This window comes from Caldicoprobacter guelmensis (assembly GCF_016908415.1).
In the GTDB taxonomy this organism is placed as follows: Bacteria; Bacillota; Clostridia; order Caldicoprobacterales; family Caldicoprobacteraceae; genus Caldicoprobacter; species Caldicoprobacter guelmensis.
This window is the reverse complement of sequence record NZ_JAFBDW010000001.1, coordinates 491,133-505,219: the sequence shown is the minus strand read 5'-3', so window position 1 is coordinate 505,219 and position 14,087 is coordinate 491,133. Positions and strand designations below refer to the sequence as shown.

The 14,087-nt window shown below is 43.7% G+C and carries 11 protein-coding genes; 10 read left to right on the top strand and 1 reads right to left on the bottom strand.

Going from position 1 to position 14,087, the window contains the following annotated elements; genetic code table 11:
• The 7 genes from JOD02_RS02505 to JOD02_RS02475 form a co-directional block, all read left to right on the top strand.
• Positions 1 to 182: hypothetical protein (locus JOD02_RS02505; protein ID WP_204486576.1), on the top strand; the 182-nt coding region annotated here is incomplete at its 5' end.
• A gap of 237 nt (positions 183 to 419) precedes the next feature.
• Positions 420 to 875 (top strand): transposase, encoded by a 456-nt coding sequence (locus JOD02_RS02500; protein WP_204486573.1) that lies wholly within the window; start codon positions 420 to 422, stop codon positions 873 to 875.
• Between the two features lie 106 nt (positions 876 to 981).
• Positions 982 to 2,298, top strand: coding sequence for a xylose isomerase (gene xylA / locus JOD02_RS02495; RefSeq protein WP_204486572.1), 1,317 nt, complete (start codon positions 982 to 984; stop codon positions 2,296 to 2,298).
• Positions 2,299 to 2,388: 90 nt separating this feature from the next.
• A complete protein-coding gene (locus JOD02_RS02490; protein WP_204486570.1) occupies positions 2,389 to 4,743 on the top strand; it encodes a glycoside hydrolase family 3 N-terminal domain-containing protein in 2,355 nt (784 codons plus the stop codon).
• Positions 4,744 to 4,856: 113 nt separating this feature from the next.
• Entirely contained in the window at positions 4,857 to 5,927 is a 1,071-nt protein-coding gene (locus JOD02_RS02485) for an NAD(P)-dependent alcohol dehydrogenase (RefSeq protein WP_207754191.1), read from the top strand.
• A gap of 220 nt (positions 5,928 to 6,147) precedes the next feature.
• A complete protein-coding gene (gene xylB, locus JOD02_RS02480; protein WP_204486569.1) occupies positions 6,148 to 7,695 on the top strand; it encodes a xylulokinase in 1,548 nt (515 codons plus the stop codon).
• Positions 7,696 to 7,723: 28 nt separating this feature from the next.
• Positions 7,724 to 8,212 (top strand): hypothetical protein, encoded by a 489-nt coding sequence (locus JOD02_RS02475; protein WP_204486567.1) that lies wholly within the window; start codon positions 7,724 to 7,726, stop codon positions 8,210 to 8,212.
• 22 nt (positions 8,213 to 8,234) lie between these two features.
• On the opposite strand, the gene JOD02_RS02470 is transcribed toward JOD02_RS02475, so the two are convergent.
• Positions 8,235 to 10,337: a methyl-accepting chemotaxis protein gene (locus tag JOD02_RS02470; RefSeq protein WP_204486565.1), complete on the bottom strand. Its 2,103-nt coding sequence runs from the start codon at positions 10,335 to 10,337 to the stop codon at positions 8,235 to 8,237.
• A gap of 244 nt (positions 10,338 to 10,581) precedes the next feature.
• Between JOD02_RS02470 and JOD02_RS02465 the strand changes: the two genes are divergently transcribed.
• The 3 genes from JOD02_RS02465 (at position 10,582) to JOD02_RS02455 (ending at position 14,042) form a co-directional block, all read left to right on the top strand.
• On the top strand, positions 10,582 to 11,268 hold the full coding sequence (locus JOD02_RS02465) for a response regulator transcription factor (protein WP_204486564.1): 687 nt from the start codon (positions 10,582 to 10,584) through the stop codon (positions 11,266 to 11,268).
• Positions 11,269 to 12,711 carry a sensor histidine kinase gene (locus JOD02_RS02460; protein WP_204486562.1) on the top strand — a complete coding sequence of 481 codons (1,443 nt, stop codon included), beginning with the start codon at positions 11,269 to 11,271 and terminating at the stop codon, positions 12,709 to 12,711.
• 101 nt (positions 12,712 to 12,812) lie between these two features.
• Positions 12,813 to 14,042: a S1C family serine protease gene (locus JOD02_RS02455; RefSeq protein ID WP_204486560.1), complete on the top strand. Its 1,230-nt coding sequence runs from the start codon at positions 12,813 to 12,815 to the stop codon at positions 14,040 to 14,042.
• Positions 14,043 to 14,087: the final 45 nt, after the last annotated feature.

Sequence of the window (14,087 nt, the reverse complement as noted above, 5' to 3'; positions counted from 1 at the left end):
ACAACATAAGGTTTTACATTTTAAACAGTAAAAATTTGGATATCTATATCATACTTTCCTTTAAAAAAGTGTTGCATTTAATATTGCAATTTTCAATTTTATCAAATCTTGACATGGGCTTTGCTAAAACGGTACTTTACCAACAATATCAAAAATGCTATAATGATACTGGAAACGAATAGAATTCTTTTTAAGGCGGATATAGTGCCTGTAGTTTTTAATTTCTGAAAACAAGGGGCATAATATTGAAAGGAATTTTACAAGAAAAAGGGGAGGATATAGTCAACAAATCTACTTACGAAAATTTTGTGCAAACAAGGGCACTAAAAATGTATAAAAATTCCAATAGTTGATCTACCAATAATTACATAAAGGGTAATAGCCACCTTTGTCGAAATAGTTATTTATTATACAAGAGGATGAGAGTTATACTGGTACGGTTTAGGAACAAAGATGGTAATTTAACATATACAATGCTTTATACCAACATAAGTAGGGAGAAGTTATCATGTGAGGAGGCTTTTCATTTTTACAATGGGAGACAAACGATAGAAGCATTTTTCAAGATGGCAAAGAACATATATGGCATAAAGAACTTAAGGACCAGTAAATTTTATGGCATTTATACTTTTTTGTTGATAATGGCAATGACACATAATCTTATTACATGGTTTAAGGAGATAAAGCTAGGAGGTAGCGAGCTTAGGGAGATGGGGGTAAAGACTTTAGTGAAGAAATGCTCTCGAGTTAAAGGTTTTGTGGAGAGGACAGCGGAAGGGATACATGTGACAATACCGCCGCTTACCAAGCTGGCTAGACTCTTAATAGAAGCGTTAACAAGGCCAAGGTATGTCCAGTTGAGTTTCCTTATTTAACCATTTGTTAAGTGATGTTTGCACAAAACTTAGGTATTTAGAAATTTTAAAAAAACGTTTGGCTGAATAATATTTTTAAAATTTTTTAGAAAGGAGAGTATACTATATGGCTTATTTTGACAACATCAAACCAATTGCATACGAAGGTCCAGAATCCAAAAATCCTCTAGCGTTTAAGCATTACAACCCCTCAGAGGTTATAATGGGCAAAACTATGGAACAGCATCTAAGATTTGCGGTAGCTTACTGGCACACATTTACAGGCGGTGGCTCTGATCCTTTTGGCGAAAAAACCATGATACGCCCATGGGATAAGTATACGGGCATGGACCTAGCAAAGGCCAGAGTAGAAGCAGCTTTTGAGTTTTTTGAAAAGCTCAATGTTCCCTTCTTCTGTTTCCATGATCGAGATATCGCACCAGAGGGAGAGACTTTAGCAGAAACTAATAAGAATCTTGATGTCATAGTGTCCATGATAAAGGAGTACATGAAGACCAGCAAGGCGAAGCTTTTATGGAATACTGCCAACTTGTTTAGCCATCCCAGGTATGTGCATGGGGCCGCTACATCCTGCAATGCCGACGTGTTTGCCTATGCTGCAGCACAGGTAAAGAAAAGCCTCGAGATAGCAGTGGAGCTTGGTGCAGAAAACTTCGTGTTCTGGGGTGGCAGGGAAGGTTACGAGACCCTGCTTAACACCGACATGAAGTTGGAGCTTGACAATCTAGCTAGATTTTTACATATGGCGGTGGAATATGCCAAGGAGATCGGCTTTAAGGGACAGTTTTTGATAGAGCCCAAGCCTAAGGAACCCACAAAGCATCAATATGATTTTGATGCTGCGACTACTATCGCATTTTTACAGCATTATGGGCTGAAAGACTACTTTAAGCTAAACATAGAGGCCAATCACGCTACCTTAGCAGGACACACATTTGAGCATGAGCTTAGGGTGGCCAGCCTGTACGGCATGCTGGGGTCCATTGATGCCAACCAGGGGGATTTGCTTTTGGGTTGGGATACAGATGAATTCCCAACTGACCTTTATGTCACCACTTTGGCAATGTATGAGATACTCAAGGCGGGTGGCTTTACCACTGGTGGTGTCAATTTTGATGCTAAGGTAAGGCGAGGCTCTTTTGAACCGGAGGACCTGTTCTATGCTCACATTGCAGGTATGGATACTTACGCCATAGGCCTCAAGGTGGCTGCAAAGCTGATTGAGGACAAGGTGATAGATAAGTTCATAGAGGAGCGGTACAGCAGTTACAGAAGTGGCATAGGGCTGGATATAGTAACCGGCAAAGCCAATTTCCATACCCTTGAGCAGTATGCGATGCAAAATCCGGTGATCAAAAACCGCTCTGGTAGGCAGGAAGTAATAAAGGCGTTGATAAATGAGTATCTGCTAAATGTTAAATGAGCGTTATCAATTAAAATACACTTACTCAAAAAGATAAGTTTATTGTGTACCAGGGACGTCATGGTCTTTTAAAACGAGGGAGGGGCATGTATGGCAGAAGCCTTATATAAAGATAAGAGTAAGCCGGTTGAAGATCGAGTAAAAGATTTGTTATCACGAATGACACTGGATGAAAAGATAGCTCAGCTGAGTGCTGTTTGGGTGTATGAAATACTTGATGATACAAAATTTTCCCCTGAGAAAGCAGCTTGTAAGATTGGGCATGGAATAGGGCAGATTACCAGGATAGCCGGCGCCAGCAACCTTGACCCCGAATCCTGTGCCAAAATAGCAAATGAGATACAGGACTATCTTGTAAACAACACTCGCCTGGGCATACCGGCTATTGTACATGAGGAGTCCTGCAGTGGTTTTATGGCCAAAGGGGCCACATGTTTTCCTCAGACCATCGGTGTGGCAAGTACATGGGATACCGAGGCTGCCAAGGCCATAGGAGAGGTAATTAGGATACAGATGAAGGCAGCGGGGGCACACCAAGCGTTGGCACCATTGTTGGACGTAACACGAGACCCAAGATGGGGGAGGACGGAGGAAACATTTGGAGAAGACCCTTATCTGGTAGCTCAAATGGGTATTGCGTATATTAAGGGTCTACAGGGTGAAGGCTTGCATGATGGAATCATGGCCACCGGGAAGCACTTTGTTGGATATGGAATGTCAGAAGGTGGCATGAACTGGGCGCCTGCGCATATCCCGGAAAGGGAGTTAAGAGAGGTTTATTTATTCCCATTTGAGGCGGCGGTCAAGGAAGCAAAATTAGCGTGTATTATGCCTGCTTATCATGAAATAGATGGCATACCCTGTCACGCCTCAAGCCGACTCTTGAAAAGTATATTGCGGGATGAATGGGGTTTTGAAGGCCTTACAGTGTCCGATTATTTTGCTATTAACATGTTGTATGAATATCATAAGCTCAACCCGGATAAGATACTGGCTGCCAAAAAAGCCATTGAAGCAGGAGTCGATATAGAGCTCCCAAGCACTGATTGCTACGGTTTGCCGTTAAAGGCAGCTGTGGAACAGGGCCTTGTTTCAGAAGATGTGATCGACAAAGTGGTGGCACGCATTTTGGAGCACAAATTTAGATTGGGATTGTTCGAAAATCCCTATGTTGAGCCTTCAAAGGCTAAATCGGTATTTGATATACCCGAGCAGCGTGAGCTTGCCCGTCGAGTGGCGCAGGAATCAATAGTATTGCTCAAAAACGAGAATAATCTATTACCGTTGAGCAAGGAGATACGCAAAGTAGCGGTTATAGGTCCCAATGCTCACAATATCCGGAATATGATAGGAGATTATGCTTATCCTTGCCATATTGAAACCCTGCAAAGGATGGCTGATACCTTTGACACCGCAAAGCCTACCTATGCAAGTTTGAATGATGAAGACCTGTTTGTACCCATGGTCAGCGTGCTTGATGGGATTAAGGAGAAAGTGTCTGCTGATACCGAGGTTTTGTATGCAAAAGGTTGTGACGTTTTAGGTGATGATGAAAGCGGCTTTGATGAAGCAGTTGAAATAGCTAAGAAAGCCGATGTAGCCATTGTAGTTGTTGGAGATAGGTCAGGGCTTATTCTTGGCTGCACGTCAGGAGAAGCCAGAGACAGGGCTGATTTGAATTTGACAGGGAAACAGGAGAAACTCATAAAAGCGGTGTATGCTACTGGTACTCCTGTTGTGGTTGTATTGGTTAACGCGAGGCCGCTTTCCATAACCTGGTTGCATGAAAATATTCCTGCGATAGTTGAGGCATGGCTTCCCGGTGAAGAAGGAGGAAGAGCTGTAGCAGACGTATTGTTTGGGGACTACAATCCAGGGGGTAAGCTCCCTATTAGCTTCCCGCGTACAGTAGGACAGGTACCGGTATATTATGGACATAAACCCTCAGGAGGACGCTCGCACTGGCTGGGCGACTATGTAGACTGCAGCACAAAGCCTTTGTATCCATTTGGTTACGGACTGAGCTATACAACTTTTGAGTACAGCAACCTCAGGATATCGCCTGAAAATGTGGATGTAAAGGGAGAGGTGCGAATACAGATTGATGTAACAAACACCGGTAAAATAAAGGGAGACGAAGTAGTGCAGCTGTACGTCCATGTTCCAGCTCAAAACGTAACTAGACCTGTGAAAGAGCTTAAAGGATTTAAACGCATTCATCTTGAGCCTGGCCAGACTAAGACAGTGATATTTGATATGCCTGTTTCTCTATTAGGGTTTTACGATGAAAATATGGACTTTGTGGTAGAGCCGGGTAAGGTTGATGTTTTCATTGGCAGTTCTTCGGAGGATATACGGGCTAAAGGTCAATTTGAGCTGGTGGGTAAGAAGATTATCATCGGTGGCAATGATAAGAAATTTACCACAAAGGTTACGGTAGTATAGTGGATTCAGTTTTATGCTTTCCTTCGAGGGAGGACATTGAATTTTAGATTATATAAAGTGGTATTTTGAGTTTAGGTAAATTTTATGAGGGGCAAGGAGGGGGGTGGTTTTTTATGTCGATAACAGCTGATTTGCCTGACAGAATGAAAGCGGCGGTTTTGAGAAAGCCTTTTGAGATCGTGCTTGAAGACAGGCCTGTTCCAGAGGTGGGGCCAGATGAAGTGCTCATAAAGGTTATGGCGGTGGGCGTGTGCGGTTCGGATGTACACTATTATGAAACCGGCAGAATCGGAAGGTATGTGGTAGAAAAGCCGATCATACTTGGGCATGAATGCGCCGGCATTGTCGCTGCGGTGGGAGATAACGTCACGCGTTTTAAAGTGGGTGACAGGGTAGCTGTTGAGCCCGGTGTTACCTGCGGTACCTGTGAGTATTGCAAGCAAGGACGGTATAACCTGTGCCCTGATGTGAAGTTCTTGGCCACTCCGCCGTATGATGGGGCGTTTGTTCAGTATTTTAAGCATAGGCAAGACTTTGTATTTCATATACCCGATCACCTGACATTTGAAGAAGCGGCCATGATTGAGCCATTTTCGGTAGGGATACATGCTGCCACCAGAGCGGGTATAAGACCTGGTAGTACGGTAGCCATATTTGGATTAGGGCCTGTGGGATTGATGGCAGTGGTTGCAGCCAAAGCCTTTGGTGCCAGCAGGATAATAGCGGTTGACCTTGAAGAAATTAGGTTGAAGGCTGCAAAGGAAGTGGGGGCGACTTTGGCGATTAATGCCAAGGAGGCTGATGCGCTCAAGGAGATTTTGGATTTTACAGATAAACGAGGAGTGGATGTGGCTATAGAAGCGGCAGGCCATCCCAAAACGCTTCAGGATGCATTGGCCAGTCTATGCCGTGGGGGAAAACTGGCTGTTGTAGGGCTGCCGGCCCAGGATAATATTCCTCTCAATGTTCCCGAAATCGCTGATAAAGAAGTAGATATATACGGGATATTTAGATATGCTAATACTTATCCCAAGGGGATTGATATATTATCTTCAGGTATAGCCGATGTAAGGTCACTTGTTACTGGAAGGTTTTCTTTGGCTCAAACTGCTCAAGCCCTTGAAGAAGCGCGTATTAACAAAGCAAAGCATATAAAGATCATGGTTTATCCTAATGAAATGTAAGATTAGGGCCATCCGACTGAGTTATATGGTCGGGTGGCCTGCCCATAATCAGGCTGTATTAGCAAGGCTGACTATTGGCGAAGGAATAAGAATGAATAGCGGATGAAGTTCGAAAATTTTGTTAAGGATATAAAGGGAAACAACTTTTTTTGTAGAATAAATCCATAGAAAGCTTCAAAGAGGAAAATTACTATAACAAAACGACAGGAGGGTTTTATCTATGGCTTATTTGCTTGGAATCGATATTGGAACTTCGGGGACCAAAACTGCGCTGTTTGACGAAAGAGGAAATACGGTGGCCAGCGCCACGGAAGAATATCCGCTTTATCAGCCGCAGATTGGCTGGGCCGAGCAGGAGCCGGAGGACTGGTGGAACGCAGCTGTTGAGACCATAAGGGAGGTATTGGCAAAGAGCGGAGTTAACCCCTCTGATGTTAAGGGTGTAGGCTTGACTGGTCAGATGCACGGGATGGTGCTTTTGGATAAAGAGGGTAAGGTATTAAGGCCTGCCATAATATGGTGCGACCAGCGCACTCAGGAGGAATGCGATCAAATAACCGAGATTATAGGGAAAGAGAGGCTAATTGAAATCACCGCTAATCCTGCATTGACAGGCTTTACCGCTTCCAAGGTGATGTGGGTAAAAAACCATCAGCCCGAGATATTTGAAAAGATAAACAAGATATTGCTTCCAAAAGACTACATAAGGTACAGGCTTACGGGCGAGTTTGCTACTGAGGTATCCGATGCCAGCGGGATGCAGTTCTTGGATGTGCCCAAAAGGACCTGGAGTCGGGAAGTAGTGGATAAGCTTGAAATTGATTTTAATTGGTTGCCGGCTGTGTATGAGTCGCCGGAGGTCAGCGGCAGGGTGAGCCAGCAGGCTGCACAACTGACGGGCTTACTTCCTGGTACGCCGGTTGTAGGCGGTGGCGGTGACCAGGCAGCCGGTGCCGTGGGCAATGGCATAGTCAAGCCAGGGGTTATATCTTCAACCATTGGCACATCCGGAGTGGTTTTTGCTTATATGGATCAGGTAAAGATAGACCCCAAAGGAAGGGTACATACCTTCTGCCACGCCGTGCCCAATACCTGGCACGTCATGGGCGTCACTCAAGGTGCCGGGCTATCGCTACAGTGGATGCGCAATAATTTTGGCGGTATGGAACGTGAGCTGGCTAAGTTTATGGGCATTGACCCCTATGTGCTTATGGACGCGGAGGCCGAAAAGGCTGTGCCAGGCTGCCAGGGACTTATATACCTCCCCTATCTCATGGGAGAGCGCACTCCTCATCTTGACCCCTATGCTAAGGGCGTATTTTTTGGTTTGTCCGCCAAGCACGGCAGAAATGAGATGATCCGTGCCGTCATGGAGGGAGTGGCGTATAGCCTCAGGGATTGTCTCGAAATAATTAAGGAGATGGGCGTAGAGGTATCCGAAGTACGAGCCTCCGGTGGTGGGGGAAAGAGCAAACTCTGGCGACAGATACAGGCTGATGTATTCAACAGCCCAATCACTACTATCAATTCCACTGAAGGTCCTGCCTTTGGGGCTGCACTACTTGCTGGTGTCGGAACCGGCGTCTACAGCAGCGTACCTGAGGCGTGCGAAGTGGCAATCAAACGGGTTGGAGTGCAGTATCCCATCGAGGATAATGTAAAGATATACAATAGATATTATGAGGTGTATAAACAGCTATATTATTCTTTAAAGGACAGCTATTTAAAGGTTGCTCAAATTGAACGCGAATTGAGTGGATTGGTGTAATTTGTAAGGCGTGCTGGGAGCTTTTAAGATGAGGTTAGTGGAAAGGTGGTTTCCTCGGACAGGACGTTGTGTTGTTGAGGGAATGCGGCTGGCCCTTTTGAATGCTATGTTGATGGGGCTGGGCGGTGTGGCCGTCTTTTTGCTATTCGAGGCAGCATTAATGCTAAGGAAGATAGGGGTTCCCATACCGTTGCCGGTATGGCTCGTGATGGTGATCTTGATTATCCCGTATTATGTACTGATGTTTCAGTATGGCAAGACTTTTGGTGCTTTAAGCACTTGTAAGAATGCCGTAGCCGGGTTTATAGTGGGATTGTTGGGCCAAGCGCCTTCTATTTTGTCGCTTGCCGTTACAATCAGCAGAGAATTATATAGGTATATTCATCCGGAGATATGGAGAGTCTTGTTTTTTATAATTACCATGGTAATGATTGTTGCACCCGTGATGGTGGGGCTTGGTTCACTGGATCGGCATGATAGAAGAGACACAACAAAAACAAACTATAAAAAAGATTAAAGGGAGCACTTGTTTGCTCCCTTTAATTTTGTTCTATTTTAAATTTGCTGATGGCTTGCATCAATTCCTGCGCAGCATAATTTAACTCTTCGGCATAAGAAGCCAATTGCTCTACTCCTGATAATTGCTCTTCCGTGGAGGCTGTTACCTCCTGAGATGAAGCTGCCGTTTCTTGGGATACAGCCGATATGTTCTGCATTGCTAATACTGCCTGATTCTTGTCATTTTCCATTTCGATGACTTCATGTATTATTTGCTCAACTCGGCCAGCTAACGTTTCAGCCGATGCCGCTATCTGTTTGAAAGCCGATATAGTAGCAACTACGGCTTCATTTTGTGATTTTACAATTTCTTCGGCATTTTTAGCTCGTTTGACGGTCTGGGCAGTCTGTTGTTGCGTGTTTTTGATAATAGTTGTGATCTCTCGTGTGGCAGCCATTGACTGCTCAGCAAGTTTCCTTATTTCATTGGCCACTACAGCGAACCCTCTGCCCATTTCTCCGGCCCGCGCAGCCTCTATTGCCGCATTCAAAGCGAGTAAGTTGGTCTGGTCAGCTATGTTGTCAATTACTTTAATTATTTTTCCTATGGCCTGCGAGTGCTGGTTGAGGTTGTCTATGTCTGCCAATATTTCATGGGTTATAGCGGTGGTTTGCTGGGCTTTTTGCTCTAGCTGTTCTACGGCATTAAGCCCTTGCTGAGTTAGATTTAGCGTTTCTTTCGATAGATGATTTATTTCCTTTGCATTCTCAGAGACGCTGTTGATTTTAGCGGCCAACATTTCCATTTTTTGTACGCCTTGTTCTGCATCTGATGCTTGTTCAGCTGCACCTTGAGCGATTTCTTGAACCGCTTTAGCAATCTCATGGGAAGATGCCGAAAGCTGTTGTGAGGTTGAGGCTACTGTATTTGAAGAATCTACCACTTTCTGTGCGAGAGCAGCAGTCTGCTGTATGAGCTGACGCATGTTAGATATCATGGAGTTAATGCTTCTTGTAAGGACGCCAAGTTCGTCCTTGCGCTTGGATACGGGATTTACCGTTAGGTCGCCCATGGCAACTTTTTCGGCAGCGTTAATGATTCTCACTATGGTACGGCCCATACTGTTGGACATATATAGGCCGACTATCAGTGCAAATATACAGGCAAACGCCATTAATAAAATAGTGGTTCTTGCAATTCCATAAGTAGCGGCCAGAAGCACCGAATTGGGTATAAGGCCAACCAAGGTATATCCCGTTTTTCCAATCCTGTTATAGATCATCAGCCATTTTTGGCCGTGATGGTCAACTTCTTTGTAGCCAGCAGGTTCTTCCGAAGAGATTATATCCTGATAAAAGTCGTGCTCTGTAATTTTGTGAGTGGTTACCGATTCTTCTTCATTTATCTGTTCACCGGTTTCTGAGCTTAAGGTATGGCCGTCGGGCCCAATTAAGTGAATTTCACCTCTTGAGCCCAGTTTTGCATTCTTCAATATGTCCATAATGGACACGTATTTCACGTCTATTACTAATACTCCAATGATGTTTCCGCTGGATAGGTGTTTTATAGCTCGAATGCCTGACATACAGTATTCGGTTTTGGTGGTAGCGCTGGTGTCCAATTCTGGATGACTGCCTCGCCATATGATTTTACCATTCTCTTCGATAGCGGCTTTATACCACTCTGCATTTTTTATGTCTTCAAAATTTAAACTGGAAAAAGAAACTTTTCCAGCAGTTATGCTGCGCCGTTCATCGATTAAAATGATTATGCTATCGATAAATTTATTGTTCATGGTATAGTTGCCCAATGTAGATTGAATTTTTTGTCTCATTTGAAGAAATTCATATGTATTTAATTGGTCATCTTTGATTAAAAAAAAGTCTTGGATATCCTTGTTGGTAAATATTTGCATGGATATTTCCTCAACGCTTGATAAAACAAGGCTGAAATACTGTGCCATCTGTTCCATGGTTTGAATGGTGGAATGGGCTGCTGTCTGCTGTATAGCCTTTTCCGCTTTGTCTTTAGAGTAATAACCCAGGATGGAGATGGGGATAATCATCATGAGAAACGCTGCTATCAGTTTATTGCTTATGCTGTTTAAACGAGAAAATTTTACAGTAGTCGATATGTTTGCCACAACCTTTGCAAGGGCTATTTATACCCTTGCGCTCCCTCCTTTCTGTACCCGTCAGTTTTTTTGCTTTTTGTCATATTTTGCTATAATCCTTATTAATATTTCTACATAAAGCACCAAAATCCTTCTTGGATTAAAAAAATATGAAAAAAGACCTATATTTAATTCGAAGATTCTTTTTACTGTTTTCGTTTTTGTGTATAATCTATTTTAAGAGTAGAAATTTTCTGAAAGGGTGTAGTTTTAAATGAATGCACAACAAAGGATTATGGTGGTGGATGATGACCCCAATATATGTCAGCTTATAAGGTTGTACCTTGAAAAAGAAGGATATCATGTAGAACAGTATCTTGACGGGATATCCAGCATTGAGGCGTTTAAAAATAACCCGCCCAATCTGGTAATATTGGACATAATGCTTCCGGGAATGGATGGCTGGGAGGTATGTAAGGAAATACGCAAGATAAGCGATATACCCATAATAATGCTTACAGCAAAGGGTGAGACTTTTGATAAAGTGTTGGGGTTGGAGCTAGGTGCTGATGACTATATAGTAAAACCGTTTGACCCCAAAGAATTGGTTGCTAGGGTAAAGGCTGTTTTACGTAGGTCAAGGGCATCGGGTATAAGAGAAAAGGTGGTGTCTTATCCAAATTTGACCATTGATATTGGTAACTACACTGTAGAGTACCACGGTAAAACTATGGAACTTCCTCCCAAGGAATTAGAACTCCTATATTTTCTGGCTTCGCACCCCAATAAGGTGTTTACAAGGGAACAGCTGCTGGATCGCGTATGGGGATATGATTTTTATGGCGATACCCGTACCGTAGACGTGCATATAAAGCGCCTTAGAGAAAAATTTGATAACCCTACCGATGTATGGCACATAAAGACGGTCTGGGGTGTAGGGTACAAGTTTGAGGTGAAATAGATGTTTCGTTCTATATTTACTCGCTTGATGGTCACATACTTTGTTATTATAGTTGTAACCATAATAATATTGAGTTTGCTTTTGTCGACTTTTTTTATGGATTATGCTTTTAACACCAAGGCTCGGGACCTCATAAGGGAAGCCCAGGAGCTTAACCCTTACATCGAAATGTACAGCATGGGCCTTATCGACCGGCGGTCATTGTATAGCTATTTTAAGGTCATAGATCGGTTTTTAAATACCACTATATGGGTAAGTGACGGGCTTGGATATATCTGGATTGTCTATAGCCCTTCCAAAGAGGACCAGGAAAGATGGCAGGAACAAAAACTCACAGAAGAAGAGTTTATCCAGATATTGAAGGGAAATATCATCACCAAGACTGGCCGTTTCGGAGGACGCTTTGATGTACCAGTTTTGACTGTAGGGGTACCTTTAAGGATCAATAACAGAATCAGGGGGGCAATATTCCTTCATTCTCCAGTAGAAGGAATAAAGCGTACTTTATATGATATTTACAAAAACATATGGTGGGCTGCCTTTATCTCGGCAGGTCTATCGGTAATATTGCTTTATTGGATGTCGCGCCGTATATCAAATCCGTTGATACAGATGAATGAAATTTCTCGGGAATTTGCTCAAGGGAATTTTAAACGGCGAGTCAAAGTGGTTACAAAGGATGAAATTGGTCAGTTGGCTGTAAATTTTAACGCTATGGCTGACTCATTGGAGAAGTTAGAGGATATGCGTAGGAGCTTTGTCGCCAATGTATCGCATGAGCTGCGCTCACCGCTTACTTCCATCATGGGCTATATTCAGGGGGTATTGGATAATACCATAAAGCCAGAGGACAGAGAAAAGTATTTGAGCATAAGCCTATCAGAGGCTCAAAGGCTCAGCAAGCTAATTGACGAGCTTTTGGACCTCACGCAAATTGAGTCTGGGCAATTTCCGCTTAATATATCGGTATTTGACATCAACGAGCAGATCAGACGCTCGCTTATTTCTCAGGAGGAGAGAATAAACCAGAAGGGTATAGAGGTGCAGGTGGAATTCCAGGATGAGCACTGCTGGGTGGAGGCCGATGCTGACAGGATTCAGCAGGTAGTCATAAATCTGCTGGACAATGCCATAAAATACAATCGCGAGAATGGCAAGCTTATCATAAAGACCTGGAAACACAGGGATAAAGTTTATGTAAAGATTCAAGACCAGGGGCCGGGTATTCCAAAGGAAGATATAGTGCACATATGGGAGCGGTTTTATCAGGTTGATAAGTCAAGAAGCGGTAAGGACAGGGGAAGAGGGCTAGGTCTCTCTATTGTAAAAAAGATTATAGAACAGCACGAGCAGAATATATGGGTCAACAGCCGGGTAGGTGAAGGGACGGCATTCATATTTTCACTGAAGGCGGCGAAAAAGCCCGATAGACTTCCGCGGTAAAAATAATTGTTTACAAGATGTTCATATTTTGTTAAAAAAGAGAGTTTATAATTAAATTGCAAAGTAAAGCATTAATCTTTAGTAACGAGGGGGTGTAAAACATGAGAGAATTCTACGAATTTGATGAGCAGCAATATCAAGGTAAGGGTAGAATATGGAAATATATCGCAGTAGCGATAGTCTTTGCATTGTTGGGCGCCATTGGCATGTATTATATGCTGCCCTACATCAGCGATAAGTATTCCGATAAGGCTGTTGTAACGCCAAAGGATCAAGAGCAAAAGGTTGCTGGCAATGAGCAGGCTAACCAGGATAAAGACAAACAGCAGCTCCCCGAATTGGGATATAAGGGGGATTTATTTATCACATCCGATAATCCGGTAGTGGAGATTGCTGAGAAGGTTGGTCCGGCCGTCGTCGGCATAACCAATAAAAGCATTATAACCTACAGGGACTGGTTCTTTGGCGATGTGTACATGCAGGAACAGGAAGGCTACGGTTCAGGTATAATAATTAGCGATGAAGGGTATATAGTCACTAATGCACATGTGGTAGAAGGTGCAAAGGAATTATATGTGGTGTTCCAGGGAGAAAAGCAGGTGCCAGCTCAGCTTGTTGGAATGGATACTACCAGCGATGTAGCTGTTGTAAAAGTCGATCCGCAGGTATTTAAAGAGGTTAAATACGCCGTAGCAAAGCTGGGAGATTCCGACAAGGTTCGTCCTGGTGAGCTGGCGGTAGCCATTGGTAATCCGCTGGGCCACGACCTTGCAGGTACCATAACAGTAGGAGTGATAAGTGCTGTAAACCGTACCCTGGTAGTTGACCAAAAACCCATGAAGCTTATACAGACCGATGCGGCTATAAATCGCGGAAACAGTGGCGGAGCTCTGGTCAATGCCAAGGGTGAAGTCATAGGAATGAACACCCTTAAAGGGAGTGGAGCAGAAGGTTTAGGCTTTGCCATACCAACCAACGAATTTTTGCCTATAGTAAAGGAACTAATACAGAAAGGCGTCGTGGTAAGGGAAGATGACAAGCCGGGTATTGGAATTTGGGGGCAGGAAATTACTGCTGCAGATGCTAAGAGGCTCAATTATCCTCAAGGGATACTAGTAAGAGCAGTGGTGCAAAACGGAGCTGCTGCAAAGGCTGGAATTCAGCCTGGCGATGTGATCATAGGTTTCAACGACAAGCCCATAAAGACCTTCCAGGAATTGAAGGATGCCATAAACCAACATAAAGTTGGAGACATAGTGAAGATAAAGATATGGCGTGATGGCAAGGAGTTTACACTTCCTGTAACTCTTGAGCCGTTACGAGAAGAATAAAGCGCCCTCTGCGGGCGCTCTTTTCATTTTCACCAAAGGTCACTT